The sequence below is a fragment of the Megasphaera sp. SC8-1 genome, from assembly GCF_024436295.1.
Lineage (GTDB): Bacteria > Bacillota > Negativicutes > Veillonellales > Megasphaeraceae > Megasphaera > Megasphaera elsdenii.
This window is the reverse complement of sequence record NZ_JANFQH010000004.1, coordinates 32,607-59,190: the sequence shown is the minus strand read 5'-3', so window position 1 is coordinate 59,190 and position 26,584 is coordinate 32,607. Positions and strand designations below refer to the sequence as shown.

Below are 26,584 nucleotides of genomic sequence, written 5' to 3'. Positions count from 1 at the left end.
ACGGGAGAACCGCTATAATACGGCATTTAGCGGCGTAACCCGGCATAAGAAGGAGTGAAAATAAAGTGATTAAGATACTTTTCATCTGTCACGGCAATATCTGCCGGTCGCCTATGGCGGAGTTTGTGTTCCGGCAAATGGCAGGACAAGAAGGTCTGGCGAATCAGTTCGATGTGTCTTCGGCGGCTACGACAGATGAAGAGATATGGAACGGCTGTGGCAATCCGGTCTATCCGCCAGTGGAACGGCTGCTCCGAGCCCACGGTATGGATCCCAGTGAGAAGCGGGCGGCGTTGCTGACGGCTGGTGATTATGATGTTTATGATTATTTCATCGGCATGGATGACGAGAACCTGCGGGATATGAAGTGTATTTTTCACGGTGATCCCCTTCACAAATGTTCTCTTCTGATGGATTATACGGCCAATCCCCGCCCTGTAGCCGACCCGTGGTATACGCGGGATTTCCAGCGGACCTGGGACGATGTCCAGGAAGGCTGCCGGGGACTGCTGGATGTGCTGAGAGGTGACGAAGATGGCCATTGATTTAAACTCGATTTTATCTTTATTGCAAGATGACGGGACGCCAGAACATTGGGCTCGGCAGTTGCCGGTCATGGGCGACCATATCCGCGTGCGCCGGCTGGGCGGCTTATATTACCATCATGGCATCTATGTCAGTGACGACGAAGTCATTGCTTTTGCCGGCGATGACGACTACAATCCCATCGATTGGTGGGATACAGAAATCCGGGCAACGTCGTTTGAGGAATTCCGCCAGGGCGGCGACGTGGAAGTGCGCCAGTATACGCCGGAGGAACAGGTCCAACTCTGCTCTGTGCCGGAAACGATTGCCTTTGCCCGGGCTTGTCTGGGCAATAAGAAATACGATTTGCTCTTCCACAACTGTGAACACTTTGCCAACGCCTGCAAACTCGGCGTCTATCGCAGCCATCAGACGGAAGATATCCTCTTCGGCAAGGCCATTCCCAAGGCCTTGGAATGTCTCGGCGACGAGGCTCAGCGGGACCGATGGCTCCAGGATGCCTGGCACGATTTGACGGCCCAGGTCCTGGATAAACTGCGCCGGGACCTGGAAGGAAAAGGCGGGGAGGGCTGAAAATGGACGAACAGGAATGGGAACATATCTTACAGATTAAAACGGCCGGCCGCGACGACAGCCATTCTGATGGCGAGCATCATCCTTATGAACCGACGGACTACGGTGTTCTCGAACGATTGGCCAACAGCGGCTATATCGGCAAGAAGGACACCCTCGTCGATTACGGCAGCGGCAAAGGGCGGGTCAGTTTCTTTTTGGCTTATCAGACGCGCTGCCAGGCCATCGGCGTCGAGTATGACCGGCGGCTGTGGGAAAAGGCTCTGGCCAATGGACAGATGGCTGCGTCGCGGCAGCGCGTGACCTTCGTCTTGACCGATGCGGTGGAGTATGAAATCCCGCCGCAAGGGAACTGCTTCTTTTTCTTCAATCCCTTTGCCCTGCACACGCTGAAGCGGGTCCTGGGGAAGCTCTTCGATGCCCATTACCAGGCGCCGCGGCCGATGCGCCTCTTTTTTTATTATCCCTACGAGGAAACGGAAGCTTTCTTGACACATCATCCCAATCTCGTCGTCGAAGACGTCATCGACTGCCGCGACTTGTTCGCTGGCGACGACAACCGGGAAAAAATCCTGGTCCTGCGGCTGCGTGACTGATTATCGGCAACTTATCTTTGGGTTTTCCCAGAGAAAATGATTCACAAGTTGTCGATAATGGCATAAAATTGAATTAACGATTCTTAAAGAAGGAGAATGACTGCTGATGATAGATACGGAACACATTGTACAGCGTTTCTTGAAATATGTTTCTTTCGATACCCAGTCTGATGAGGACAACGATACCGTCTGCCCGAGTACGCCGGGCCAGTTGGTCTTTGCCAAGGCCCTAGCAGCGGAATTGAAGGCTATTGGCTTGTCCCATGTCACCTTGGACGAACACGGCTATATCATGGCCACGCTGCCGGCAAACGGGGCAGAAGGCCCAGTAGTCGGTTTCATTTCCCACGTCGATACCAGTCCTGATGCGTCCGGGAAAGACATACAGTCCGTCCGGGTCCGGGATTATGACGGCAAGGATATCGTCCTCAATGAGGAACGGGGCATCGTCTTTTCGACGAAGGCTTTTCCGGAAGTCCTGAAATATAAGGGACAGGATATCCTCTTCACCGATGGGACGACTCTCCTCGGAGCCGACGATAAAGCTGGCGTCACGGCCATCGTCAGCGCTATGGAATACCTTCTTCAGCATCCGGATATTACCCACGGGACGATACGCATCGGCTTTACGCCCGATGAAGAAACGGGGCGCAGTGCGGCCTTGTTCGATGTACAGCAGTTCGGCGCAGATTTTGCCTATACCGTCGATGGCGGTGAATTGGGCGGACTGGAATATGAAAACTTCAATGCTGCCAATCCGGTCATCACCTTCCATGGCCGCAGTGTCCATACCGGCGACGCCAAGGGGAAGATGGTCAACGCCTTGACCATGGCCGCAGAATGGCAGCAGCTCCTGCCGGCCGGGGAAAAGCCGGAATATACGGAAGGTCATGAAGGCTTTTTCCACGTCTATAAACTGAAGGGCGACGTCGAAACTTGTACGATGCACATGCTCGTCCGCGATCACGACCGCCAGCATTTTGAACGGCGCAAGGCCTTGCTGCAGCAGATGGCAGATTTCTTCAATGAAAAATATGGCGACGGGACAGTCGTCGTCACGCCGCACGATGTCTACTATAATATGCTGGAAAAAATCGAAGACGGCCACATGAATGTCGTCGATTTGGCTAAAGAAGCCATGGAAGCAGTGGGTGTTACGCCGCAGGTCGCACCTATCCGCGGCGGTACTGATGGGGCCCAGCTCTCGTTCCGTGGCCTGCCGTGCCCGAATCTGTTTACCGGTGGCGCCAATTTCCACGGGCGCTATGAATATCTGCCCATTCCGTCCTTGGTCAAGGCCTGCGAAACGGTCATCGAAATCGCCAAACGGACAGCCCAACATTCGTAGGGGCCGTCCCAAAGGGCGGCCCGCCTGATATGATGGTGTATACGTAATGCATAACGGGTGATGTGTGAAAACATTCCTCATATACCTGAATCGTTATGTTCAAGATTCACAGCGGGACGCCTTAGCAGGACGTCCCCTACGGAGCGGTTCAGGCGATGTGACGATTCCCGTCCGTATTGGGATGGGAAATGATAAAAGGGGGAAAATTTATGAAAGAGATTACGAATGATATGTTAGCCCAGTTCCGCGCCTCTTATGACGCGGACGGCCAGGCCCAGGTCCTGCATTCGGCCCTGGCCAAGACGGATATGGCCGAACTGGCTTATGTTCCCGGAGCCGGTGCCCGTCTCAAGGGCGCTTTTTCTGTGGAAGTGAAGACCCAGGGGATTACAGCCCAGCAGAAGTCCGGCCGCTGCTGGCTCTTTGCAGCCCTGAATATCCTGCGGGAAAAGGTGGCCGAAACATGCCATCTGGACCAATTCGAATTATCCCAGAATTACTTGTCTTTTTACGATAAATTGGAAAAGGCCAACAATTTCCTGGAAATGGTTATCGAAAATGCTCAGGAACCTCTTAAGGGCCAGCTTATGCAGTACGTCCTGCGGGGCATGACTGACGGCGGCTATTGGAGTGAAGCCGTGGACCTCATCGAAAAATACGGTGTCGTCCCCAAACAGGTCCAGCCGGAAACGTACCAGTCCAACCATACGGACCGCTTCGTAGCAGCCATGAACCGTCTTCTGCGCAAGGATGCCATGGAGTTGCGGGAACTCGTCCAGGCCGGGAAAGACCCGTATCCGCGCAAGGCGGTCATGATGGCCGAAGTCTATAAGGCGGCCTGCATCGCCTTTGGCCAGCCCGTCCAGTCTTTTGACTTCGCTTACCGCGATAAGGAGAATAACTATCACGAAGAACGGGACCTGACGCCGCAGGCTTTCTACCAGAAATACGTCGGCCTGTCCCTTCGCGATTACGTGGCCGTCATCAATGAACCGACGGCGGATAAGCCCTTGGATACGCCCATCCAGTTCCATGCCGTTGAAAACATGGCCGGCCGTGACATGAAGGCGCTGAACCTGTCGCAGGCAGCCCTGGAAGACCTCTGCGTCAAGCAATTGAAACACGGCCAGGCCATTTGGTTCGCCTGCGATGCCGGGGCCTTCGGCGCCCGTAAGGAAGGTATTTGGGACCCGGCCAGCGTCCAGTACGAAGCCCTTCTGGGCGGTTTTTCCACGGATATGCCCAAAGGCAAGCGCCTGGAATATAACAGCAGTTCGGCGACCCACGCCATGTTGCTCACAGGTGTCCATTTCGACAAGGACGGCCAGCCGGACCGCTGGAAAATCGAAAATTCCTGGGGCAAAGATGTCGGCGACCAGGGCTATTTCGTCTGCTCCGAAGCGTATTTCAAGGAATTTGTCTATGAAGCTGTCATCGACCGCCGTCATTTCAGTCCGGAACAATTAGCGCTGCTGGAAAAAGAACCGGTCGTCATCAACGCCTGGGATGAAGATTACTAGAAGGGAAGGAGCTCTATGTATACGTTTAATGGCAAAGCCTATGATTGCCCCTTCGATTGCTTCATCGACATCATCAAGGGGAAATGGCGGACGTCTATTTTGCTGGCCCTGGCAGACGGTCCGGTGTTCTTTGCCAGCCTGCAGCGGTGCCTGCCGGGCATTAGCGCCAAAGTACTGACGGAAAATCTCCACGTCTTTGAGCGCAACGGCTTGATTACGCGGACTGTCCATGCCACGGTACCGCCGACGGTGGCCTACAGCCTGACCGACAGAGGCGAAAAGCTGATCCGCGTCATGCAGGGAATCAACGGCTGGGTCGACGGCTTTTTTGGCAAGCCTTTTTAAGTTGTTAGTGGCTAGCAGTTAGTTGTTAGCGGATGGCTTTCAATTAAAAGGCTTTCTCTGAAAACTACAAACTCCGACAGACTATAAAGTGAAAGGGACCTCGCATGATGATAGAACCTTCATGCGATAGCCCCCTTTGAAAAATCTAGAACATGGTATTGTCGTTGGCCGCTTTTTCCGGGATATCCTGGATGACGTCCCAGTGTTCGACGATTTTCCCGTCTTTGATGCGGAAGATGTCGACAGCCGCTTGACCACGGTCTTCTTTGTTGAGTTTGATATGATTATGGATGAAAACTAAGTCGCCATCGGCGCCGATGTGCTTAATGACGGCCGTGCTGTCCGGATAAGCTTTCAGGAAACCGCTGACGCCGTCCTTAAAGGCCTGTTTGCCATCGGCAAATTCCGGGCTGTGCTGTTTGTATTTCGGACCGACCATGGTGTCGATGACGGCGGTGTCGTGTTTGTTGAATACTTCGTTCCAGAAATATTCAGCTACGGCTTTATTGTTCTTGAAATGAGGCGTACCGGCTGCGAAAGACGCACCCATGGGCAGGCAGCCGACGAGGGCCAGGGTCAGACCTAAGATGATTGATTTTTTGTTCATAGTAAAGGACCTCCTTGAATGATACTTTTATTATAAAGAAAGTTTCTCATTTACGGAAGAAGGTACTTTTAGGTCAGGTCCTTACGTATAGGTAAGTATTGGCTTTGTTGGCCTTATCTTTTTGGGAGAGGAAGAAACTATGATTCGCGATATTGTACATGACGTTATTTTCTTAGGACGAAAATCCGAAGCGGCGACAAAAGAGGATTTGCCCGTCGTCCAGGATTTGCTCGACACGCTGAAAGCCAACCGCAGGACCTGTGTCGGTATGGCGGCCAATATGATCGGCTCTTTGAAGCGCATCATCGTCGTTCATACGGACCGGGGCGACGAAATCCTCATCAACCCGGTCATCGAAAAGAAGACCGACCCCTTCCCGGCAGAAGAAGGCTGCCTGTCCCTGGTCGGCACGCGGAAGACGACGCGGTATCGGAAGATACAGGTCTTCTACCAGGACCGCCGCTTCCGCAAACACCGCCAGACCTTCACCGGCTGGACAGCCCAGATCATCCAGCATGAATGTGACCACTTGGACGGTATCATCATATGAATCGATCGATGATTGCGAATTTGATGAAGCTTTTGACGCTGGGGCTGATTGTGGCCTTGTTTTTTGCGATTCACTGGGCCATTCCCTCGTTTTACAGTACGTTATGGCAGCTGACGGTGAGCCATGATATACCGGGGCTGACGTCGTATATTTCTTCTTTTGGCAGTATCGCCGTGGTCCTCATGATCTTGCTCATCGTCCTGACCAATATGACCGGCCTGCCGTCGGTCCAGTTCGTCACGGTCAATGGCATCTTGTTCGGCTTGCTGCCGGGCATCGTCATTTCCTGGGCCGGCCAGGTCCTGGGCAATATCCTGGCCTTCGTCATCATGCGCTATGTCTTCCGCCACAAGGCACAGGCCCTGGTCGACAAGAGCCGCTGGCTGTCGAAGCTGAACCGCAAGATTGATTTCCGGCTCATCTTTTTCTTCCGGGCCATCCCATATTCGCCGAATTTCGTCGTCACCGCCCTCTGCGCTTTGAGTCGTGTCCGCTTCGGTGAACATGCGGCAGCGACGATGACCGGCAAGTTCCTGGCCGTCTGCATGGAAGTCTGGCTGGGCTACGACCTCATCTACTTCAATCCGCACGGCCTCATCGTGGCCGGTATCATGGTCTGTCTGCTGGCAGCGGGCCTCTTTGGCAGCCGCCGCTGGCAGCGAAAAGGCGAAAAATAGACATCATATCATTATAGGAGGGATTCTTCATGGGTTTGATTAAAGCAGCTGTCGGAGCTGTCGGCGGCGTCCTGGCCGACCAGTGGAAAGAGTTTTTTTACTGTGACAGCTTGAATGAAAATATCTTGATGGCCAAAGGTCGGAAGCAGACCAGCCGCCATGGCCGAAGCGGCAATACGGATGGCGAAGACAATATCATTTCCAATGGTTCACGGATTGCTGTCAACAACGGCCAATGTATGCTCATCGTCGAATCGGGGAAAGTCGTCGAAGTCTGCGCCGAACCGGGCGAATATACATATGATGCGTCGACGGAAGCGTCCATTTTCGATGGCGACTATGCCGGCGACCTGGGCGAGTCCTTCCGCCTGCTCGTCCGCCAGATGAAGGAACGCTTTGCCTTCGGCGGCGATACGGGCAAGGACCAGCGCGTCTATTACATCAACCTCAAGGAAATCGTCGGCAATAAGTACGGCACGCCCAGCGAGGTGCCTTTCAAATCCTACGATGATACGACGGGCCTGGCATTGCTCATGCGCTTGCGCTGCTTCGGCGAATACAGTTACCGCATCGTCAATCCGGTCTTATTTTATACGAACGTTGCCGGCAATGAAGGCGACGTCTACGAACGGAGCCGTCTCGACAGCCAGCTCAAGTCGGAACTCCTGACGGCTCTGCAGCCGGCTTTCGCCAGGGTCTCGGCCCTGCGCATCGACTATTCCCAGCTGCCCGGTCATACACCGGAGCTGGCCCAGGCCCTGAACGACGTCTTGTCGCCGAAATGGCGCGATTTACGGGGAATCGAAATCGTATCCATCGGTATCAACAGCGTCAAGGCCAATGAAGAAGACGAAGAAAAGATCCAGAAAGTCCAGATGGGCTTGACTATGTCCCGACCGGATATCGGCCTGGGGACCCTGGTCGACGCGACGGCCGATTCCATGCGCGCTGCCGCTGCCAATGAAGGCGGTATGGGCGCAGCCATGGGCTATATGGGCATGAATATGGCCAATCAGGCCGGCGCCGGTCTGGCTCAGGAACTGGCAGCCCGCCAGGCAGCTCAGACGCCTTCGCCAAGGCCTGCGCAGTCTGCCCAGGCACCGGGCAGCTGGACCTGTTCTTGCGGTCAGGCTGGCAATACGGGGAACTTCTGCACGGCCTGCGGACAGCCTAAACCGCAGGCTGCCGCTGCCTGGACCTGCCCGAAATGCGGCCAGGCCGGGAACACGGGGATTTTCTGCAGCAACTGCGGCGCACCGCGGCCTCAGGTACCGGCTTCCTGGACCTGCCCGTCCTGCGGGACCGTCAATACGGGGAATTTCTGCATGAACTGCGGTACGAAGAAGCCGGAAAGGTAAGGTGAGGGCCATGGCGGATACCTCGGTCAGCTATCAATGCCCGAACTGCGGCGCACCGCTGCAATTCAAGCCGAAAGACAAGACCGTCACTTGTGACTATTGCGATACGAAATTCGACGTCCCGACACTGGAAGCGCTCTATGCCCAGAAGGAAGCGCGGGCCGCTGCAGCTGATGCGGCCCGCAAGGTCCGCTGGAAGACCGACGGAGCCGGTCAGGCCTGGAGCGATGACGAAGCGGCTCATTTACAGACCTATACCTGTTCATCGTGCGGTGCTGAAATCGTCTGCGACGAGAATACCATGGCCACGGAATGTTGTTACTGTGGCAACCCGACGCTCATTCCCAGCCGCTTTTCCGGGATGCTCAAGCCCGACTACGTCATCCCCTTCAAGAAGACCAAAGAAGAAGCCGTGGCGGCGCTGAAACAGTTTTACCAGGGGCGCTGGCTTCTGCCCAGGGCCTTTACGGCCAACAACCGCGTCGAAGCCATCCAGCCCATGTACGTCCCGTTCTGGCTGTTCCATGCCCAGGTCACGGCGACGGCGGCTTTCCGGGTTGAAGACGATGCCGTCTTCGAGACGCCTGACGAAACGCTCATCGAGACCAGCATCTACCACTGCGACCGGACGGGGACCCTGGCTTTCCACCGCATCCCTGTCGACGGCAGCCAGAAAATGGATGACACCTATATGGAAAGCATCGAGCCCTTTGACTACAGCGAAATGGTCCCTTTCAGTCCGGCCTATTTTGCCGGCTATCTGGCCGACAAATATGACATCGACGCCGAAGCGGCCGTGCCCAGGGCCGATGAAAGGCTGTCGCAGAGTGCCTTTGCTATCCTGGAAGAGACGGTGGACAATCATCAGCGGCGGACTTTCGAAGACGGCGTCGTCCATAAAGACGAAGGGACCGTGGAATACGCCATGGCACCGGTGTGGATTTTGACGACGCGCTATGACGGCAAGCCCTATACCTTCATGATGAATGGCCAGACCGGCAAGATGGCCGGCTCCCTGCCCTATGACAAGGCCAAGTCCTATGAATACGGCGCGGCCCTGGCCGTTGTCCTGGTGCCGGTCCTGTATTTCCTGGCGAAATTCGTCATGATCGGGAGCGGCTTGTTATGAGGGGAGCGAGTACGATGTGGAAATGGTTGAAAGAGACAATCCTGGTGGTGGCCATCGTGGTCCTGACGACGGCTGGTGCTGCCGCGGCCGCACCGAGTCTGTCCGACGGGGCCCATTTGCTTACGCCGGCCGAACAGGCCGAAGTATCGGCGGCTTTGCAGGACGTGGAACAGCGCTACGATGTACGCATCGCCGTGGTCACCGTCGCCTCGACGAAGGGGACCAAAGCCGGTACCTATGCCAAGCAGCTCCTGGACTGGGACTATCGGGATGGGAAGAACGGCAATATGGTCCTGCTCCTGGCCATGGACCGCCATGACTGGTATGTCGCGACGGACAAGGCCATGAAGGAGAGAATCAGCAACAAAAAAGGCATCCCTTATCTCAAGGATGCCTTTCTGCCGCCGTTGAAAGACGGCCATTATGCCAAAGCCTTTGTAGCCTATGGCCAGTCGTCGGCGAAATTATTGGCTTATTATCAGGAAAAGGGCAAGGCCTATGACCCGGCCGATGCCTTCAGCCCCTTGGCCCTGGTCGTGGCTCTCGTCCTGGCTGTCGGTTGCGGCGTGGCCTTTCGGGCTTATCTCATCGGCAAGATGAGCAATGTCCATAAAGAAGCGGCTGCCGATGCTTATGTCGACGCCGGCAGCTTCCATCTGACCGACAGCCGGGACACCTTCGTCTTCATGACCGTCCAGCATATCGCCAAGGCCCGTCCCGTCGACGACGACCTGCCCGATTTCGACAGTGCGGATGATTATAGCGATGATGATGGCGGCGGTGGTGGCGGGTCATTCTGAGGCTTATTTCTTTTCAAAGTACTCTTTATAGACCTGAATCAGCCGCTGGACCCGCTTGGCATCGGCGCCGCGGCAGGAACTGGCGATATGGAGGTAATGGTGACCCTGGCTTTCGGGCAAAAGGATCAGGTAATGGGCGTGCCACTGATAGCTGCCCGTTTCGGTCAGGGTCCGGAAATAGTCGGTCAAGGTATGCTGGGGCGCAGCCTGGCAGCGGTTTTCCAGGGTCGCGTAGTTGCTGAAATGGTAGAAACGGTCCCGGTCTTCTGGGGCGATATACTTTTCCGTATAATGATGCTGGGCCTGTTCAAAGCCATATTCATGGCCGGGCAGGAAATCCGGGTCCCTGCGCCAGAAAGTGAGGGATTGGGCCTGCCTGGTTTGGATATCGAGCATGGTCACCGTATCGTACAAGTCATAAATCTTTTCTTTCAGGCCCGTCAGCTTGACTTGTTCCAGTTCATCTGTCGTCGTCGTGATGTTCTGGAGCGTGCAGCAGCCGAGATAATAAGGGCCTTGCTGGGCGATTTTCTTGATTCTCAGCCACATGAACATGCCGCCCTTAATATACGTCATCGATTCCTGTTCGTCGGAAGCGATTACTTTTTTGATGAAATCGGAAATGATGTGGATAATCGGGCTGTCCTGCGTATTCAGGTTGTATTCGCACTGTTCCAGGCTGTAAATGCCCTTTGAGGCCAGGGATTGACGGTATGGCTGGTTGGCGAAGAGAAAGCGGACGTGATGGCTGATAGCTTCGTATTCGACCAGGGCCATGGGCCGGTCCGTAAGGAAATCGAGGCTGCCGGCGGCACTGTAATAACGGCGCATTTCCGGCGTTTCATGGGTCAGGCCCAGCTCTTCGATGTACTCGATGGCCTGGATATAGGGCAGGGGCTTGCTGAATAAGAAGCCTTGCAGCATTTCGCAGCCGATATTGCGCAGAAAGGTGTATTGTTCCAGTGTTTCGACGCCTTCCGTCAAGATATGGATGCCCAGGTGCTTGGCCATATCGACGACGGATTTCACGATTTCCTTAGAACGGTCGGTAAAATTCGACAGGAAGGCCATGTCCAGCTTGATGGTGTCGAACTCGTAGTCCTTGAGGACGTTGAGCGACGAATAGCCGCTGCCAAAGTCGTCCATCCAGATCTGGTAGCCCGCAGCGCGGAACTTATTCAGCGTCTGGTTGACTGTTTCGATGTCTTTAATGAAGACACTTTCTGTGATTTCGATGCGGAGCTGCGACGGCGGGAGCTGATAGGCCTGGGTCAGCTTTTCGATTTCTGTGAAGATGTCGCAGGTGATGAAATCCAGCCGGGACAAGTTGAAGGACACTGGGACCATGGGCAGGCCCTGGTCGGCCCGGGGATGATAGTTCTGGCAGAGGAGCTTGAAAATATACAGATCGAGTTTGTGGATCTGCCGGCTTTCTTCCAGGACCGGGATGAAATCTCCTGGCGTGAGCAGGCCCCGGACCGGATCCTGCCAGCGGGCCAGGGCTTCAAAGGCGCACGTCGTGTGGGACAGGCTGCGGATGATGGGCTGGAAATAGAGCTGAATCCAGCCTTTTTCGATAGCTTCATCGATGTGATGGGTGACATAATGGGCAACATTTTCCATGGAACACTCTCCCGTTGTCATTTTAATCTCCTTTATGGAAAAATTCGATGATCTGGTGGATGGCCAGGGCCATGTGGTTCGGGTTCTGGAAGGGATGGTTGGCCCCTTCGACGGGGACGAACTCGATGACGTTGTTTTCGGCGAAGTCCTGGACCAGGTCGATAGGAATCATTTCGTCCTTCGTGCCGTGGAGGATGAGGATGTCGTCGGCAAAATCGAAATATTCGTGGTCGCGGACGTTGAAACTCTTGAGGTCATCCATGAAAGCCTGGTCGATCTTCATCTTGCGGTCGAAGCCAACCTGGATTTCCTTGCCCTTTTTCAGCTTGGCAAAGCCTTCGTCGGAGACGTGGTTGCTCATGCTTTCATACATGTTGACACCAGGGCTGCGCAGGGCGATTTTTTTGAAAGGATTGCCCCGTTCGATGAGGTAGCGCAGCGTGATGTAAGCGCCGAAACTCGTCGAATAGTTGTATATATTTTGGGCCTGGAGCTCGGTCTTAGCATAATCGACGACCAGCGTCAGATAGGTCATACATTCCGGGATGGACAGTTTCTTGCGGGCGTCGGCACCGTGGCAGGGCCAGTCAAAGGCGATGACGGCGTAGTTCTTGTATTTGCTCGTCAAGTGTTCCGCAAAATGGACGGTTCCGGCCGTGTCTTTGTGGCTGCCGAATCCGTGGGTGACGATGACGACGTTGTCGAAAGTGCGTGTCTGTTTATCATTGTCATTGATGAGCAGCTTGCAGCGGATGCTGTATCCCTGCTGATTAATGTCGAAATTCTTTTCCATATATCAATGCCTCTTTTAGGTGGATTCGTCAGAATGACGTACTTCATCAGTATATCATAAAAGAGGCAGATGTTTGAGAGAAAATTTAGGAGGTATTTCATGGAGAGCATAAAGCAATGGCTGGCAGGAAGTATGTGTTTCTGCTTGCTGAGTATCATATCATTTTCAGGGACCGCTGCGGCAGAGAGTCCGGCTGTACTGGCTCAGTCGTATATTCTCGTTGAGGCATCGACAGGTCGGGTAATTCTGGAAAAAGATGCCGATGTCTTGAAGTATCCGGCGAGTATGACGAAAATGATGACTGCTGTATTAGCCTTGGAAAAGCTGCAGCCTGAGACACAGATTTCTATTCTGGACGATGCAGCTAATACAGAAGACTGTCCTCTTGGATTTTCCCAAGGCGATGTCTTTACGCGCGATGAATTAGTAGGCGGTATGCTCTTAGTTTCTGATAACGGAGCGGCTGTGGCACTGGCTGACCGCGTAGACGGCAGTGTACCGGCTTTTGCTAAACGGATGAATGAACGGGCAGCTGTCTTAGGGATGAAGCATACGCACTTCGAAAATCCTAATGGGCTCACTGTGCCGACGCATTATTCGACGGCACGGGATATGATGATATTAGCCCGTTATGCCATGGAAAACAAAACGTTTCGTAATATGGTAGCCCGCAAGACAGCCGACGTCCATTGGCTGTCTCCGGCAGGCAAGCATTTACGGGCAGAAAATACGAATGCCTTATTAGGATCCTATCCGGGGGCCATCGGGGTAAAGACCGGGTGGACTGGCGAATCCGGCGGTTGTCTTGCAGCAGAAGCAGAGCGCGATGGTACGGATCTTCTCGTCGTCCTCATGGCTTCACCTACCGAAGGAGGGCGCTTTACCGATGCCAGAACGTTGCTGGATTATGGCTTTTCCCATGTAAAGACTGCCGAAGGGCCAAAAGCGGATGAAACGAAACACACGATTTGGGTCAAAGACGGCACGACGTGTCGTACCGAAGTCAAGGCTGTCCAGGATATCCGTTATCCCTTGATTCATGGCGAAGATGCGTCGCATTACAGCTTGACGTATGATTTGCCGAATGTCATTTCGGCCAAGGAAACACAGGCTGGCATCGTCGGTCATATCATCGTCAATTATGACGGTCAGCCCGTAGGTCGTGTGGATATGAAGGCGGAACCGATTGAACCTGGTTTTTCCGTGACTTCCTGGCTGGTCGGTACCATCACTTCACTTTTAGGTTGGTAACGATCTTTCTCAACGGTGCAGGCCATAGCGGATGATGAGGCGGCTCATTTCCAAAAGGACGATCATAGGCAGTGCCAGGAGACATCCATGCATTTTCGCGACGTACATTCTTGAAGATGGCTGCCGGCACTGCCGTAGGAGCCGCCTTGTTTTCGATGCCAGCCTTGTCTTTGGCCAAAGGAGAAGGGAAGACCTTGTCTAAACAGTCTTTGACGCCCGTGCCTTACCCTGCATGTACCTCAACATGCGCCAAGATGAACCGGATGGGGAAAATCTCGTTGCTCAGGCAGTGGCCAAAGTTATCATAAAATAATCGTTTAACTTTTTGGATTGACAGAAGACACTTAAAACTTTACAATGTATAAATAAAGATTTACATGTATGAATTAAAATTGTAAAGGAAGTGTTATCTGTTTATGTTGAAAAATGGTGCACAAGTCGGACTATTGTTGTTCGGCATGTTTTTCGGGGCCGGGAACCTGATTTTCCCGCCGTCGCTGGGGTTCCAGGCGGGAGGGCAGTTTACGCCGGCGATTCTGGGATTTCTCTTGTCCGGCATCGGCATGCCTGTCATCGCCGTCATCATGGGGACCTTCAACCCAGGCGGTTTCCGGGCGGAAATGAATCATAAGATTTCGCCCCTCTTTTCGCTCATCATCCTGACGCTCATGTATCTGGCCATCGGGCCGCTCATGGCTATCCCGCGGACGGCGGCGACGTCCTTTTCTATCGGCATCCTGCCCATTACCGGCGACGGCATGCTGCCGCTGGCTATTTTCACGACTCTTTATTTCGTCTGCGCCTGGTGGCTGTCGATTACGCCGTCGAAGCTCCTCGACCGCGTCGGTAAGGTATTGACCCCGATTTTTGCTATCATGATCGTCCTGCTCATCATCGTCGGCATGGTGGCCTATACGACGCCGTCGACAGCTGCGCCTATGGGGAAATATGCTGCTTCGGCCTTCGGCAACGGTTTCATTGAAGGCTATAATACGGTCGATACGCTGGCGTCCTTTGCTTTCTGCATCATCGCCCTGGGGGCTATGAAGCGGATTCATTTTACCTCAGAAAAGGAACATATCGCCAGTGTCTGGATGGCCGGGGCTGCCGTAGCCGTCCTCATGGGCGGACTTTATCTGGGCCTGGCCCTGCTGGGTAATCATTTTCCCATCCCCCAGTCGGTCTATGAAGATGCTACGATCAATCTCGGCGCCTATGTCTTGTCTCAGACGTCGTTCCAGATTTTCGGGACTGTCGGCATGGCCTTCCTGGCCGTCATGGTCACGCTGACCTGCTTTACGACGACAGTCGGCCTCATCGCCGCTGTTTCGACGTTCTTCGCCGAAGAATTTCCGGTCCTGTCGTATAAGAAATACGTCACCGTCATCAGCGTCATCAGCCTGCTCCTGGCCAATCTCGGCTTGAACCAGATCATCCAGGTCACGCTGCCCCTTTTGCTGTTCGTCTATCCCATGGCCATTGTCGTCGTCATGCTGACCATTGTCAATAAATTCGTCAGCCTGTCGAAACTGGGCATGCGCTGCACCGTCGCCGCTGCCGGCATCGTATCGGCCATCGACATTGCCGCCCAGTTCTTCCATCTCGACGGAGCGGCTGTCCTCATCCAGGGCCTGCCCTTAGGCGACAGCGGCCTGGGCTGGCTCGTACCATCCCTGGTCTGCCTGGCCCTGTCCCTGGTCCTGCCCGGGAAAATCAGCGGCGAAAGTGCGCTGGAAGAAAGTTTGTAACTTAAAGCGTTCATCGTTTGTAGAAAAAAAGAGGCTGTCTTTGTACGACGGCCTCTTTTCGTGTATAATGAAATTATTACGATATTGAGTATCAAATATAATCAAATGAGATACAGGGAGGGAAAGTTATTATGGAAAATACTGTCATGGGGATCCTCATCCCCTTTGTTGGGACGTCACTAGGGGCGGCCTGTGTCTATGCTATGAAACAGGAATTGGACCGCCAGGTCCAGCGGGGGCTGACGGGGTTTGCGTCGGGCGTCATGATTGCCGCATCCATTTGGAGCCTCTTGATCCCGGCTATGGAAGAATCGGCGCCGTTAGGGAAATTCGCCTTCGTGCCGGCCGTGGCCGGGTTCTGGCTGGGCATCTTCCTGCTCCTGGCCCTGGACCGGCTGGTGCCGCATCTGCACATGTACAGTGAGAAGGCCGAAGGGCCGCACAGCCATTTGCAGCGAACGACGATGCTCGTCCTGGCCGTGACGCTTCATAACATCCCCGAAGGCATGGCCGTCGGTGTAGTCTATGCCGGACTCCTGGCTGGTCAGACGGGAATCAGTGCGGCCGGGGCCTTTGCCTTGTCCTTGGGCATCGCCTTGCAGAACCTGCCGGAAGGGGCCATCATCTCCATGCCCCTCAAAGCGGCTGGTGTCGGCAAACACAAGGCCTTTCTCGGCGGCCTCTTATCGGGCATCGTCGAACCCCTCGGGGCGGCCGTGACCATTGCCCTGACGGCCTTCATCGTACCCATCCTGCCGTACCTCCTCAGCCTGGCAGCCGGAGCCATGTGCTATGTCGTCGTCGAAGAACTAATCCCGGAAATGTCGGCTGGCGAACACTCCGATATTGGCGTCCTGTCCTTTGCTCTGGGATTCACGTTGATGATGGCCCTGGACGTGGCGTTATCATGATTCTTACTAGAGAGGATGATTTTAAGTGAAGGTACGCATCACCGATGAATTAGCTCAGCAGATCGTCGATTCGGCCAAGGCCGTCGTCGGCTGGAACGTCAATTTCATCGACTGTCAGGGGCGTATCATGGCCAGCACTGACAGCGCCCGTATTGGCACCTACCACAAGGCCGGCCATGTCGCCGCCCGGACGGGACGGGTCCAGACCGTTCAGGAAGACTGCCCTGAAGAGGGGGTCAGCCAAGGCGTCAATTATCCTATCGTCATGGGCCGACAAGTCCTGGGGGTTGTCGGGATTACCGGGGAACCGGCTGTCGTCGGCCAATACGGTTTCTTGCTGACGAAAATCTGTGAAGTCTTCCTCCAGGAATATCGCTTGAGCCAAGAGGCGTTCAGTGAAGAAGAACATCGCAGCCGTCAAGTCATGGCCTTGATCTACCATGATGAAGATATGGTGCAACAGCTGGCCGAAGAACAGCCAGAATTGGCAGGCAGCCAGTATATTGCTGCCGTTTTCCGATGGCATAAGGGAACCCGCCAGGCCGGGGATTTCCGTCAGCAGCTGTCTGAAACCTGTCAAAAGCTGGGGATGACCTTATATACGTATATCTACCCCGATATCTTCGTCATCCTCGTTCCTTGTCAGGTCTATTCGGACTGGGCCAGGAAGCTGCCACGATGGAAAGAATGGTTCTATCCAGGCGTTTCGGCGGGAATCGGGACCGAAGAGCCGTTCCACCGGATCTACGAATCGTACCGTTTTGCCAAAATGGCCTTGCAGGCAGCGGCAGACCGGCAGGTCTTCTGCGTTCATGCGGATGATATGAAATTGGCCTTTTTACTGCAAAGTCTGGACGGGGCCGTGCGCCGCCGTTACTGCCGGGATATTTGCCAGCATTTGACGGACAGCGACATCCATTTGCTCCAAAGCTATTATCAGCAGAACTTGTCCATCCAGGAAACAGCTCGGATCCTCTGCATCCATAAGAATACGCTGCAATACCGGCTAAAGCGGATTGCCGGGAAGACCGGCCTCGATCCGAGGATATTTTGCGATGCCGTATCTCTATATATTGCCACTCTTCCTTGGTTTATGAAATAAAAATAATGATGATTTATTGTGTTTTATAACATAGGAAGAGAGGGCTTCTTTTGTTACACTATAGGCATAGAGAAACACAGCTTTATGAGTTCGCAAATAGAGGAGAGATTATCATGAAAGTCGTTGTAGCCATTGATTCCTTGAAAAATAGCCTGACTTCCGTCGAAGCCGGCCGGGCCATCGAAGCCGGCGTCCGCAAGGCCTATGGCGGCCATCCTGTCCAGGTCATTGTCAAACCCTTGGCCGACGGTGGGGAAGGGACGGTCGAGGCCCTCGTCGATGGGCTGGATGGTGAGCTCCGCTATGTCGGCGTCCAGGGGCCTTTAGGTGAAGCCGTTTCCTGTCCTTATGGCTATCTGCCGGGGATGGAAGCGGCCGTCATTGAAATGGCTGGGGCTGCCGGATTGGGACTGGTTCCATCCGAACAGCGCAATCCCCTGCATACGACGACATATGGCGTCGGCCAGGTCATGGCGCAGGCTATAGAAGCGGGGATCCGCCATTTCATCATCGGCCTGGGCGGCAGCTCGACCAGTGACTGCGGCGTCGGCATGCTCCAGGCTCTGGGGTATATTTTCCGCGATGCTCAAGGCAAGCCCATTGGTTTAGGCGGGCAGGAAGTAGGGCGCATCGCTTCTGTCGATGATTCCCAGGTCCTGCCAGCCCTGAAAGACTGCACCTTCGATGTTGCCTGCGATGTGACCAATCCGTTATTCGGGAATTGGGGTGCTGCCTATATCTTCGGGCCCCAGAAAGGCGCGTCGCCGCAGGATGTCAAAGTCTTGGACGATGCCAGCCGGTCTTTTGCCGCCGTCACCCGGACGTATACCGGTCATGACTTCAGTCAGACAGCCGGTGCCGGTGCAGCTGGCGGTATGGGATTCGCTTTCCTGGCATACCTGCATGGCCGGCTGCGTTCAGGCATCCAGATCGTCCTCGATTCCATCCGTCTGGCAGAAGCCGTTAAAGATGCCGATTACGTCATCACCGGTGAAGGCCGCCTCGATGCCCAGACGGCTATGGGCAAAGCCCCGATTGGCGTAGCGAAACTGGCTAAACAGTACGGCGCCAAAGTCATCGCCCTGGCCGGCTGCACGACGGCCGATGCCGCCGAATGTAATCAGCAGGGCATCGACGCCTTCTTTTCTATCGTCGATAAAGCCATGCCGCTGGAAGAAGCCATGAACAAAGAAACGGCGCTGCGCAATATGACTAACACGGCTCAGCAGGTCTTCAACCTCATCCGCGCCGTCAGCTGAACGAAAATCATCTCATTAAATAGAAGCAAGGAGAATAGATATGCTGAAAAAAACAAAGATCGTCTGCACCTTAGGCCCCAGTTCCAATACCCCGGAAATTATCGAAAAGATGATTAAAGCCGGCATGAACGTTGCCCGCTTTAATTTCTCCCATGGTTCTCATGAAGAACATAAACAGCGCATCGACATGGTCCGCGCTGCCTCCCAGAAACTGGGTATCCCTGTGGCACTGCTCCTGGACACGAAAGGCCCGGAAATCCGTTTGGGCAAATTTAAGAATGGCTCGATCATGATGGAAGCCGGCAAGGACTTCACCTTGACGGCCCGTGACATCGAAGGCGACGAAACGATTGCCTCCATGAACTATAAAGAACTGCCGCAGGACGTCAAAGCCGGCGACCACATCCTCTTGTCGGACGGCCTGGTCAACTTGGAAGTTGTCAGCGTCGAAGGCGAAGATATCCATACGAAGATCCTCAACAGCGGCAAGATGAGCGACCGCAAGCGCGTTGCCGTACCGGGCATCGCCATCAACCTGCCGGCCGTTTCTGAAACCGATGCCGCCGACATCGAATTTGGCTGCCGCATGAATATGGACTGGATTGCCGCTTCTTTCATCCAGCGCGGCAAAGATGTCCTGACGATTCGCAAGATTTTGGAAAAACACGACAGCCACATGAAGATTATCTCTAAAATCGAATGTCAGGCTGCAGTCAACAACATCGACGATATCATCAAGATGAGCGACGGCATCATGGTCGCCCGTGGTGACCTCGGCGTCGAAGTCCCGGCGGAAGAAGTACCGATGCTCCAGAAAGTCCTCATCCATAAATGCCAGGCTGCGGGCAAACCGGTCATTACGGCTACGCAGATGCTGGAATCCATGTGCAACAATCCGCGTCCGACCCGTGCTGAAACGAGCGACGTTGCCAACGCCATCCTCGACGGCACCGATGCCATCATGCTCAGCGGCGAAACGGCTGGCGGCCTCTATCCGGTAGAAGCCGTTGAAACCATGGCCCGCGTCGCTACCTTTACGAAAGCAACTTCACGCCGAAGTCCTATGAAGATGTCGACGCCGAATCGACGACGACGACCGAATCCATCGGCAAAGCCGTCGTCAAGATTGCCAAAGACCTCCACGCTGCGGCTATCATCGCTTCGACGGAACGCGGCGGCACAGCGCAGATGATTTCTAAATTCCGCCCGGCCTGCCCGATTGTGGCCGTATCGCCGCACGAAGCCATCGTCCGCCGCTTGCAGCTCAACTGGGGCGTCCAGGCCGTCACGGGTAAAGAAGCGAACGACACTGACGCCGTCGTCGATAACGCTATCTTCGCAGCCCTCGACAACGACCTCATCAAAGCCGGTGACCTCGTCGTCCTCACGGCCGGTGTCCCCGTTGCCAAAGCCGGTTCGACCAACATGATCCGCGTCCAGGTCGTCGGTGACGTCCTCCTCCGCGGTACCGGTATCGGCCGTAATTCGGCCATCGGCAAAGTCTGTGTCGCTCAATCGAAAGAAGACCTGGAAAAGAACTTCAGCGACGGATGCATCCTCGTCCTCCGTTCGGCCCGCGCTGATTTCGTCGATTATATGAAACGGGCCAGCGCCATCGTCTCCGAAGAAGTCGGCCTGACCAGTGAATCAGCCATCGTCGCCATCACCTTGGGCATCCCAACCGTCGTCAGCGCAGCTCATGCCGTAGACACCCTGGAAAACGGCGAAATCGTCACCGTAGACGCCAGCCGCGGCACCATCTTCCGCGGCGAAGCCAACGCGCGATAAGCTATTGGGGAGGTCTGGTCATGAATCTGACGATATTAGGGACGGGGAACGCGACGGTGACCCATTGTTATAATACTTGTTTTGTCCTCGATGGAGGTGGCCAGTACCTGCTCGTCGATGGCGATGGCGGGAACGGCCTCCTGCAGCAGCTGGAAAAGGCCCAGTTGCGCTGGCAGGATATGCGGACCGTCTTCGTCACGCATAAACACATGGACCATCTTCTGGGCATCCTCTGGCTCATGCGCATGATGTGTCAGTCCTGGCGGCGCAGGACTTATGATGGCGAAGCCGTCATCTACGGCCACGAAGAAGTCATTTCCTTGCTGCGCACGATGGGAAAGAATCTGCTGTCCTCGAAAGATAGTGCCTTCCTCGATGACCGCCTGCATCTCGTCACGGTGGCCGACGGGGAAACGCGCCAGCTCATAGGCCACGATGTGACCTTTTTCGATATCCACTCGACGAAGGCCAAACAGTTCGGCTTTTCCCTGGCACTTGCCGATGGCAGACTGACCTGCTGTGGCGATGAACCGTACCAGCCCTGGGAAGAAGTCTATGTCCGTGACAGTAAATGGCTCCTTCACGAAGCTTTCTGCCTCGACGCCGAAGCGGATATCTTCCATCCCTATGAAAAACACCATTCTACCGTCAAAGACGCCTGTGAGACGGCGGCCCGCCTGGGCGTACAGAACCTGATCCTCTATCATACGGAAGATAAGGACCTGGCCCATCGCCGCCAGCGTTACAATGCCGAAGGATGCCGGTATTATCAGGGAAAACTGTATATCCCAGATGATTTGGACGTCATCGCTTTATAGTTTGTAGAATAGGCTGTCGCATGGGCGACAGCCTATTTTCATTGTACAACCTTATGCGATTCTGTTAAAATAAATTTATTCCTGCTTTTGGGCAGCTTGGGAAAACGTTGCAGCAAAAATTAGCAGAAGTTGAAGAAAATTAAGGTATATAGTAAGGAGACAGGATAAAATGATACGTTTTAACAATGACTATAATCATGGTGCACATGCCAGTATTTTGCAGGCCTTGGCCCAGACGAACGATACGCAGTATGGCGGTTACGGTGTCGATGACTGGTGTGATAAGGCAGAGAAAATGATTTTGGAATTGTCCCGGTGCCCGCAGGGGAAGGTCTACTTTTTCCCGGGAGCGACGCAGGCCAATTTCGTCACCATTTCAGCCCTCCTCGGTTCCTGTGACAGCGTCATCTGTGCCGATACGGGGCATATCAACTGTCACGAATGTGCATCCATCGAAAACGCCGGTCACAAGATCGTCGCCTTGCCCCATCATGATGGCAAGATTACAGCTGAACAGATCGAAGGGGAAGTGCAAGCTTATTATAATTCCGGCGAAGCCGAATACTTGACGCGGCCGTCGCTGGTCTATCTTTCTTTTACGACGGAATACGGTACGCTCTATACGAAAGCGGAATTGACGGCTATTTCCGCAGTCTGCCGCAAGTATCACATGTATCTCTTCGTCGATGGTGCCCGTATGGGCTATGGTTTGGGTGCGGCCGAAAATGACCTGACCCTGGCTGATTTTGGACGCCTGACCGATGCCTTCTATATCGGCGGTACGAAGTGCGGCGCTTTCTTCGGCGAAGCCGTCGTCCTGACCCAGCCCGATATGGGCCGCCGCTTCAAGGCTCACATGAAACAGTTCGGCGCCGTCCTGGCCAAGGGCTGGATCCTAGGGCTCCAATTCTATACGCTGCTCCATGACGGGACATACTTTGCCATTACCAAGCGGGCCGACGAATACGCCATGCAGATCCGCGACGCCTTCCGCCAGAAGGGGATAGAAGAACTCGTCGTCAGCCCGACGAATCAGCAGTTCGTCATCCTCAGCCAGGAACAGGCCCGGAAGCTGGGACAAAAATACGTCTTTGAAGCCGAAGGCCCCGTCGACGACGATCACGTCTGCGTCCGCTTCTGCACCTCGTGGAGCACGAAACAAGAAGAAGTAGACCAGCTCGTAGCCGACATTTTAAACCTGTAGGGGCTTGCACGTGGCAAGCCCGTCCCAGCATATGAGCTATTTTCCAGCTCGGAGAGCGCGTCCCAAATACCCAAGCGGGTCGCCCACGTGGCGACTCCTACAGTAAAAACGAACCACTAACCACTTATTTATATTTCACAGCCTGGGCTTTGGCCAGCTGGTCGCAGCGTTCGTTGAGTTCGACGCCGACGTGGCCTTTGACCCAGTGGAAGGTAACGTCGTGAGAGTTGTAGAGTTTGTCCAGTTCGACCCAGTAGCCCTGGTTAAGGACGGGCTGGCCGTCGGCTTTTTTCCAGCCCCGGCGCTTCCAGCCGGCGACCCATTTGGTGATGCCGTTCTTGAGGTACTGGCTGTCGGTGTACAAGGCGACTTTCGTCCCTTCCGGCGCGAAGCGCAGGGCCATGATGGCTGCCAGGAGTTCCATGCGGTTATTCGTCGTCGACGGATTGCCGTCAGACAGCTCCGTCACTTCGCCGGTAGCGACATTGCGGGCGACGACGGCCCAGCCGCCGGGCCCATCGGGATTGCGCAGGCACGAGCCATCGGTATAGATGACGAAATCCTGTTCCTCGTCGGGACGGAGCGGGGCAGACGGTACAGCTGCTTTGGATGATGGCCGGTTTTTTTGGGGAGCCCTTGCCTTCTTCGGCGTCGCCGTTTCTTCGCCGTTGAGCCATTTCCAGGCCTCTGTCGCGTCGGTGAAACTCTTGAAGCGGGCGCCGGGGAAGCCATTCACTTGTTGTTGACAGTCTGCCCAGGACAGGAACAGACCCGTCGTACGGCCACGCCGCACGGCATATATTTTCTTTTGCATAAGACACCTCATTTTTTTGTAAAAATTTGTCAAAATCATACTGTATTCTAACACAAAAGAGGAAGGCACATCAAACAGCAAACTTCTATAAAAGCAAACAGGGGACTTCACAGGAGCATAAAAAAACTTTGTGAGACAGTCCTTTTTGGGTATATAATAAAGGCAAGGAATACTGTATCGGGTTTTGTGTAATTGAGGTGATTGTTTATGAACATCCAACACGTGTATGCTGTCTATTTTAGCCCGACAGGCAATACGAAACGCCTCGTCTGTCAGGCTGCTTCCGAAGCGGCGCGGCTCTTTCAGGTATCGTGCCGGGCCATTTCCCTGGATTTGCCGGAAGAACGCGAAAGGGTCCGTACTTTTTCGGCAGGCGACCTGGTCATCGTCGGCGGTCCGACGTATGCCGGGAAATTGCCCAATAAGATTTTGCCGACGTATCAGGAAAAACTCATCGGCAAAGGGGCCCTGGCCCTGGCTGTCGTGACTTATGGCAACCGGTCTTTCGACAACGCCCTGGCCGAACTCTGTGCGACCCTCGACGGCAACGGCTTCCGCACCGTTGCGGCCGGTGCTTTCGTCGGGACCCACGCTTTTTCCGACGCCCTGGCGCCCAATCGGCCCGATGAGGACGATTTGGCCCTCATGGTCCGCCTGACGGATCTGGCCGTATCGAAAATCCGTCAGACCGATGGCATGGTACCGCATCTCGTCGTCGACGGCGATGCTCAGGCGCCGTATTACGTTCCTAAGGGCGTCGACGGCCAGCCGGCCAAGTTCCTCAAGGCTAAGCCCAAGACGGATTTGGAAAAATGCGTATCCTGCGGCCTCTGCGCCCGCCAGTGCCCTATGGGGTCCATCGACCTGGATCAACCGTCGGTCGTCACGGGCATCTGCATCAAGTGCCAGCGCTGCGTGCGCAACTGTCCCAAAGGGGCCAAGTATTTCGATGACCCGGCCTTTTTATCCCATGTCAAGATGTTAGAGACGACCTACAACGGCCGTGCTGACAATAAAATTTTCATTTAGGAAGTGATTCTCATGGATTTACAGGAAGTAAGGAACAAAGCTCGTGAAAAAATGAAGGGCTGCCATGTCTGTCCCCAGTGCAATGGCAAGGCCTGCATCGGCATGATTCCCGGATTCGGCGGCCTGCGCACGGGCCGGTCTTTCATGCGTAACGTCGAAGCCCTCCAGGAATACGGCCTGGTCATGCGCAGCATGTCCGGCGTCGATGACCCGGATACGACTGTGACGATCCTCGGCAAGACGCTGAGCATGCCGGTCCTCTTGGCGCCTGTCGGTGGTATCGTACTCAATGCCAAAGTCGACGGCGACCCGGCGGAAGTGGAACAGGAATACGACGAAGCTGTCACCCAGGCGGCCCTGGAAGCAGGTACCCTCTGCTTTACCGGCGACAGCGGTGCGCCTTACATGTATGCTTCGGGAATCGCGTCTTGTCAGAAACGGCCGGGCATCGTCATTCCGACCATCAAGCCCCGCAGCAACGACCAGATCATCGAGAAGGCCCATCAGGCCGAAGCCGCCGGTGCCTTTGCCGTGGCCAGCGACATCGATGCGGCGACGCTGATCAACATGCGCATCTTTGGCCAGCCTGTCGGGCCGAAGAGTGCCAGTGATATTGCCGAAGTCGTACAGGCTATCAAACTGCCCTTCATCGTCAAAGGCGTCATGTCGGCAGAAGAAGCCGTCGCCTGTGCCGAAGCCGGTGCTAAGGGCATCGTCGTCAGCAACCACGGCGGCCGCGTCCTCGACGGCATGGCCGGGACTGCCGATGTCCTGCCCGACATCGCCGCTGCTGTCAAAGGGCGGATCACGATCTTCGTCGACGGCGGCGTCCGTCACGGTGAAGACATCCTCAAGATGCTGGCCCTCGGCGCCGACGCCGTCCTCATCGGCCGGCCAGCTGCCGTCGCGGCTGTCGGTGGAGGAGCGGAAGGGGTCAAACTCCTCCTGGATACGCTCAAACGCCAGCTCATGGATGCCATGATGATCACGGGCACCCGCGACTTGGCCCACGTCCCGGCGAACGTCGTACGGAAATTATAGCGATTCGCCCATAGCCACGAACCACTAGCCACGAACTCCACATTGACAGCCTGCTTGCCTTGCCCGTATAATAGTACTATTAGCTTTGTACTTGATAGGAGGAATTTCATGCACAGCATTTCCTATTTCTGGCACTTATCGCGCCTCATATACGGTCCCCGGAATTTCCAGGAAAACAAGCGGGCTGTCGTTTTTTTTGCCCGTGCCGTGTCCAACCGGGCCTTATTTGAAGAACTTTACGATTTCTTCGACCATTACGAACCGATGAAGGGGTTCTTCGACCAGCACGACCCGGATTTCCAGGAAGTCATGACTCGCGTCTTCTTGTTCAAGGATTCGACCATGCGCCAGCGTCTGGATGCGTTGAAACACCATTTCACCATCTTGCGGACCTTCTTTTCCGACGACGTCATCCACGAACTCTACTGGGGGAAAGGCTATACCCTGTGGACCTCACCCGATGAATCGCTGCCCTTGGAAGCACGGCTCATCTTCGATACGGGCCAGCGCAAGGAGGGCTTCCTGTCGCTGTACCTCTATCACGAAGGCCAGATGATCTATCACTTCAATTTCCGCTTCGACTACAATGCCGACGGGACACCGTCCATGTATATCGGCACTATCCAGGGATCGAAGCACGGCCTGGAAACGACGAAAGTCCTGACCAAGAAGCTCTTTGGCTACCGGCCGAAGAACTTCATCCTCTATTTGATGCGTATCTTCGTTCAGACCCTGGGAATCCACGATATGTACGTTATCACTGACGAAGGCTTCTATACCAACAGTCACATGCTGCGCGGCAATCGCTCGAAGAAGACGAATTTCAACGACTTCTGGCTTGGCGAAGGCGCCGGGCCCGATGCGAAGGAAAAATGGTATTTCCGCCTGCCCATCGAAGAGAAGCGGCGTAAATATGGCGAAATCAAGTCGCAGAAGCGCAACCTCTTCCGCAAGCGCTATCTCCTCATGGACACCATCGTCCCGCCGTATATCGCAGCCATCAAGGCCCTCTTCCGCCAGGGCTTCGACCCGGTCCCGGCGGCCATCGACGAAGCAGCCATTACGGACAAACCGGCTGATTACGATCCCATCGAAGCGCCGGCAAAGTAGTGACTCGTAAGGGCCGTCCTGATAAGGCGGTCCGCTTGATTCTT

At 54.8% G+C, this 26,584-nt stretch carries 26 protein-coding genes and 1 pseudogene; 23 read left to right on the top strand and 4 right to left on the bottom strand.

All coding sequences use genetic code 11. The annotated features are described in order from the left end of the window. Positions 1 to 65 precede the first annotated feature (65 nt). The 6 genes from NOS26_RS00845 to NOS26_RS00820 all read left to right on the top strand — a co-directional run bounded on the left by NOS26_RS00845 (position 66) and on the right by NOS26_RS00820 (position 4,928). The gene (locus NOS26_RS00845; RefSeq protein WP_074787393.1) at positions 66 to 545 is read left to right on the top strand and encodes a low molecular weight protein-tyrosine-phosphatase; all 480 of its coding nucleotides are present in this window, start codon (positions 66 to 68) and stop codon (positions 543 to 545) included. Further along, positions 535 to 1,119: a lecithin retinol acyltransferase family protein gene (locus tag NOS26_RS00840; RefSeq protein WP_074787391.1), complete on the top strand. Its 585-nt coding sequence runs from the start codon at positions 535 to 537 to the stop codon at positions 1,117 to 1,119. Before NOS26_RS00845 ends, NOS26_RS00840 begins: the two co-directional genes overlap by 11 nt. A 2-nt stretch (positions 1,120 to 1,121) precedes the next feature. Further along, positions 1,122 to 1,715, top strand: a complete 594-nt coding sequence (locus tag NOS26_RS00835) for a class I SAM-dependent methyltransferase (RefSeq protein WP_074787389.1) — start codon at positions 1,122 to 1,124, stop codon at positions 1,713 to 1,715. Positions 1,716 to 1,821: 106 nt separating this feature from the next. Then, positions 1,822 to 3,063, top strand: coding sequence for a peptidase T (gene pepT, locus NOS26_RS00830; protein WP_255917133.1), 1,242 nt, complete (start codon positions 1,822 to 1,824; stop codon positions 3,061 to 3,063). 209 nt (positions 3,064 to 3,272) lie between these two features. After that, the gene (locus NOS26_RS00825; RefSeq protein ID WP_074787385.1) at positions 3,273 to 4,583 is read left to right on the top strand and encodes an aminopeptidase C; all 1,311 of its coding nucleotides are present in this window, start codon (positions 3,273 to 3,275) and stop codon (positions 4,581 to 4,583) included. A 15-nt stretch (positions 4,584 to 4,598) separates the two neighbouring features. Then, positions 4,599 to 4,928 (top strand): helix-turn-helix domain-containing protein, encoded by a 330-nt coding sequence (locus NOS26_RS00820; protein ID WP_074787383.1) that lies wholly within the window; start codon positions 4,599 to 4,601, stop codon positions 4,926 to 4,928. A gap of 145 nt (positions 4,929 to 5,073) precedes the next feature. Here NOS26_RS00820 and NOS26_RS00815 read toward each other — a convergent pair whose 3' ends face one another. After that, positions 5,074 to 5,535: an ester cyclase gene (locus NOS26_RS00815; protein ID WP_022497465.1), complete on the bottom strand. Its 462-nt coding sequence runs from the start codon at positions 5,533 to 5,535 to the stop codon at positions 5,074 to 5,076. A 139-nt stretch (positions 5,536 to 5,674) separates the two neighbouring features. Here NOS26_RS00815 and NOS26_RS00810 point away from each other — a divergent pair, with 139 nt between their 5' ends. The 5 genes from NOS26_RS00810 to NOS26_RS00790 are packed head-to-tail and all read left to right on the top strand — an operon-like array spanning position 5,675 to position 10,049. Continuing rightward, positions 5,675 to 6,085 (top strand): peptide deformylase, encoded by a 411-nt coding sequence (locus NOS26_RS00810; RefSeq protein ID WP_022497464.1) that lies wholly within the window; start codon positions 5,675 to 5,677, stop codon positions 6,083 to 6,085. Next, positions 6,082 to 6,762 carry a TVP38/TMEM64 family protein gene (locus tag NOS26_RS00805; RefSeq protein ID WP_255917132.1) on the top strand — a complete coding sequence of 227 codons (681 nt, stop codon included), beginning with the start codon at positions 6,082 to 6,084 and terminating at the stop codon, positions 6,760 to 6,762. The genes NOS26_RS00810 and NOS26_RS00805 overlap by 4 nt, the downstream gene beginning before the upstream one ends. A gap of 29 nt (positions 6,763 to 6,791) precedes the next feature. Beyond that, entirely contained in the window at positions 6,792 to 8,120 is a 1,329-nt protein-coding gene (locus tag NOS26_RS00800) for an SPFH domain-containing protein (RefSeq protein ID WP_255917131.1), read from the top strand. 10 nt (positions 8,121 to 8,130) lie between these two features. After that, positions 8,131 to 9,249 (top strand): hypothetical protein, encoded by a 1,119-nt coding sequence (locus NOS26_RS00795; protein ID WP_074787377.1) that lies wholly within the window; start codon positions 8,131 to 8,133, stop codon positions 9,247 to 9,249. Between the two features lie 14 nt (positions 9,250 to 9,263). Beyond that, positions 9,264 to 10,049, top strand: coding sequence for a TPM domain-containing protein (locus NOS26_RS00790; protein WP_074787375.1), 786 nt, complete (start codon positions 9,264 to 9,266; stop codon positions 10,047 to 10,049). Between the two features lie 3 nt (positions 10,050 to 10,052). Here the strand turns inward: NOS26_RS00790 and NOS26_RS00785 are convergent, their stop codons facing one another. After that, complete coding sequence (locus NOS26_RS00785; RefSeq protein WP_255917130.1) at positions 10,053 to 11,672, bottom strand: EAL domain-containing protein; 1,620 nt, start codon at positions 11,670 to 11,672, stop codon at positions 10,053 to 10,055. 22 nt (positions 11,673 to 11,694) lie between these two features. Continuing rightward, on the bottom strand, positions 11,695 to 12,465 hold the full coding sequence (locus tag NOS26_RS00780) for an alpha/beta hydrolase (protein WP_074787371.1): 771 nt from the start codon (positions 12,463 to 12,465) through the stop codon (positions 11,695 to 11,697). Positions 12,466 to 12,534: 69 nt separating this feature from the next. Here NOS26_RS00780 and NOS26_RS00775 point away from each other — a divergent pair, with 69 nt between their 5' ends. From NOS26_RS00775 to NOS26_RS00735, 9 genes and pseudogenes are all read left to right on the top strand, one after another. Continuing rightward, positions 12,535 to 13,716: a D-alanyl-D-alanine carboxypeptidase family protein gene (locus tag NOS26_RS00775; RefSeq protein WP_370687610.1), complete on the top strand. Its 1,182-nt coding sequence runs from the start codon at positions 12,535 to 12,537 to the stop codon at positions 13,714 to 13,716. A gap of 116 nt (positions 13,717 to 13,832) precedes the next feature. Then, entirely contained in the window at positions 13,833 to 14,024 is a 192-nt protein-coding gene (locus tag NOS26_RS11670) for a hypothetical protein (RefSeq protein ID WP_353803457.1), read from the top strand. Between the two features lie 108 nt (positions 14,025 to 14,132). Next, positions 14,133 to 15,464, top strand: coding sequence for a branched-chain amino acid transport system II carrier protein (gene brnQ / locus NOS26_RS00770; RefSeq protein WP_022497456.1), 1,332 nt, complete (start codon positions 14,133 to 14,135; stop codon positions 15,462 to 15,464). 131 nt (positions 15,465 to 15,595) lie between these two features. Next, complete coding sequence (locus NOS26_RS00765) at positions 15,596 to 16,375, top strand: ZIP family metal transporter (RefSeq protein ID WP_255917128.1); 780 nt, start codon at positions 15,596 to 15,598, stop codon at positions 16,373 to 16,375. 25 nt (positions 16,376 to 16,400) lie between these two features. Beyond that, complete coding sequence (locus NOS26_RS11665) at positions 16,401 to 17,477, top strand: sugar diacid recognition domain-containing protein (RefSeq protein ID WP_255917127.1); 1,077 nt, start codon at positions 16,401 to 16,403, stop codon at positions 17,475 to 17,477. 113 nt (positions 17,478 to 17,590) lie between these two features. Continuing rightward, positions 17,591 to 18,736, top strand: coding sequence for a glycerate kinase (locus NOS26_RS00755; protein ID WP_014016290.1), 1,146 nt, complete (start codon positions 17,591 to 17,593; stop codon positions 18,734 to 18,736). A gap of 40 nt (positions 18,737 to 18,776) precedes the next feature. Then, positions 18,777 to 20,524: pseudogene (gene pyk, locus NOS26_RS00750) on the top strand (pyruvate kinase). Positions 20,525 to 20,544: 20 nt separating this feature from the next. Beyond that, entirely contained in the window at positions 20,545 to 21,342 is a 798-nt protein-coding gene (locus tag NOS26_RS00740) for an MBL fold metallo-hydrolase (RefSeq protein WP_255917125.1), read from the top strand. A gap of 169 nt (positions 21,343 to 21,511) precedes the next feature. After that, a complete protein-coding gene (locus NOS26_RS00735; protein ID WP_255917124.1) occupies positions 21,512 to 22,546 on the top strand; it encodes a low specificity L-threonine aldolase in 1,035 nt (344 codons plus the stop codon). Between the two features lie 124 nt (positions 22,547 to 22,670). On the opposite strand, the gene rnhA is transcribed toward NOS26_RS00735, so the two are convergent. Further along, entirely contained in the window at positions 22,671 to 23,360 is a 690-nt protein-coding gene (gene rnhA / locus NOS26_RS00730; RefSeq protein ID WP_255917123.1) for a ribonuclease HI, read from the bottom strand. Between the two features lie 207 nt (positions 23,361 to 23,567). Between rnhA and NOS26_RS00725 the strand changes: the two genes are divergently transcribed. The 3 genes from NOS26_RS00725 to NOS26_RS00715 all read left to right on the top strand — a co-directional run bounded on the left by NOS26_RS00725 (position 23,568) and on the right by NOS26_RS00715 (position 26,540). Then, positions 23,568 to 24,389 carry a 4Fe-4S binding protein gene (locus tag NOS26_RS00725; RefSeq protein ID WP_014016297.1) on the top strand — a complete coding sequence of 274 codons (822 nt, stop codon included), beginning with the start codon at positions 23,568 to 23,570 and terminating at the stop codon, positions 24,387 to 24,389. Between the two features lie 12 nt (positions 24,390 to 24,401). After that, positions 24,402 to 25,430 (top strand): alpha-hydroxy-acid oxidizing protein, encoded by a 1,029-nt coding sequence (locus NOS26_RS00720; RefSeq protein WP_095340442.1) that lies wholly within the window; start codon positions 24,402 to 24,404, stop codon positions 25,428 to 25,430. A 108-nt stretch (positions 25,431 to 25,538) separates the two neighbouring features. Beyond that, on the top strand, positions 25,539 to 26,540 hold the full coding sequence (locus NOS26_RS00715; protein ID WP_255917122.1) for a VirK/YbjX family protein: 1,002 nt from the start codon (positions 25,539 to 25,541) through the stop codon (positions 26,538 to 26,540). The last annotated feature ends 44 nt before the right edge of the window (positions 26,541 to 26,584 follow it).

Excerpts from the sequence above, each read along its gene's own strand:
- NOS26_RS00785 (WP_255917130.1), bottom strand. The coding sequence starts at position 11,672 with ATGGAAAATGTTGCCCATTATGTCACCCATCACATCGATGAAGCTATC.
- NOS26_RS00780 (WP_074787371.1), bottom strand. The coding sequence starts at position 12,465 with ATGGAAAAGAATTTCGACATTAATCAGCAGGGATACAGCATCCGCTGC.
- brnQ (WP_022497456.1), top strand. The coding sequence starts at position 14,133 with ATGTTGAAAAATGGTGCACAAGTCGGACTATTGTTGTTCGGCATGTTT.
- rnhA (WP_255917123.1), bottom strand. The coding sequence starts at position 23,360 with ATGCAAAAGAAAATATATGCCGTGCGGCGTGGCCGTACGACGGGTCTG.
- pepT (WP_255917133.1), top strand. The coding sequence starts at position 1,822 with ATGATAGATACGGAACACATTGTACAGCGTTTCTTGAAATATGTTTCT.
- NOS26_RS00840 (WP_074787391.1), top strand. The coding sequence starts at position 535 with ATGGCCATTGATTTAAACTCGATTTTATCTTTATTGCAAGATGACGGG.
- NOS26_RS00735 (WP_255917124.1), top strand. The coding sequence starts at position 21,512 with ATGATACGTTTTAACAATGACTATAATCATGGTGCACATGCCAGTATT.
- NOS26_RS00795 (WP_074787377.1), top strand. The coding sequence starts at position 8,131 with ATGGCGGATACCTCGGTCAGCTATCAATGCCCGAACTGCGGCGCACCG.
- NOS26_RS00800 (WP_255917131.1), top strand. The coding sequence starts at position 6,792 with ATGGGTTTGATTAAAGCAGCTGTCGGAGCTGTCGGCGGCGTCCTGGCC.
- NOS26_RS00755 (WP_014016290.1), top strand. The coding sequence starts at position 17,591 with ATGAAAGTCGTTGTAGCCATTGATTCCTTGAAAAATAGCCTGACTTCC.
- NOS26_RS00820 (WP_074787383.1), top strand. The coding sequence starts at position 4,599 with ATGTATACGTTTAATGGCAAAGCCTATGATTGCCCCTTCGATTGCTTC.
- NOS26_RS00805 (WP_255917132.1), top strand. The coding sequence starts at position 6,082 with ATGAATCGATCGATGATTGCGAATTTGATGAAGCTTTTGACGCTGGGG.
- NOS26_RS00810 (WP_022497464.1), top strand. The coding sequence starts at position 5,675 with ATGATTCGCGATATTGTACATGACGTTATTTTCTTAGGACGAAAATCC.
- NOS26_RS00790 (WP_074787375.1), top strand. The coding sequence starts at position 9,264 with ATGTGGAAATGGTTGAAAGAGACAATCCTGGTGGTGGCCATCGTGGTC.
- NOS26_RS00725 (WP_014016297.1), top strand. The coding sequence starts at position 23,568 with ATGAACATCCAACACGTGTATGCTGTCTATTTTAGCCCGACAGGCAAT.
- NOS26_RS00765 (WP_255917128.1), top strand. The coding sequence starts at position 15,596 with ATGGAAAATACTGTCATGGGGATCCTCATCCCCTTTGTTGGGACGTCA.
- NOS26_RS00740 (WP_255917125.1), top strand. The coding sequence starts at position 20,545 with ATGAATCTGACGATATTAGGGACGGGGAACGCGACGGTGACCCATTGT.
- NOS26_RS00835 (WP_074787389.1), top strand. The coding sequence starts at position 1,122 with ATGGACGAACAGGAATGGGAACATATCTTACAGATTAAAACGGCCGGC.
- NOS26_RS00815 (WP_022497465.1), bottom strand. The coding sequence starts at position 5,535 with ATGAACAAAAAATCAATCATCTTAGGTCTGACCCTGGCCCTCGTCGGC.
- NOS26_RS00775 (WP_370687610.1), top strand. The coding sequence starts at position 12,535 with ATGTTTGAGAGAAAATTTAGGAGGTATTTCATGGAGAGCATAAAGCAA.
- NOS26_RS11670 (WP_353803457.1), top strand. The coding sequence starts at position 13,833 with ATGGCTGCCGGCACTGCCGTAGGAGCCGCCTTGTTTTCGATGCCAGCC.
- NOS26_RS00825 (WP_074787385.1), top strand. The coding sequence starts at position 3,273 with ATGAAAGAGATTACGAATGATATGTTAGCCCAGTTCCGCGCCTCTTAT.
- NOS26_RS00720 (WP_095340442.1), top strand. The coding sequence starts at position 24,402 with ATGGATTTACAGGAAGTAAGGAACAAAGCTCGTGAAAAAATGAAGGGC.
- NOS26_RS00715 (WP_255917122.1), top strand. The coding sequence starts at position 25,539 with ATGCACAGCATTTCCTATTTCTGGCACTTATCGCGCCTCATATACGGT.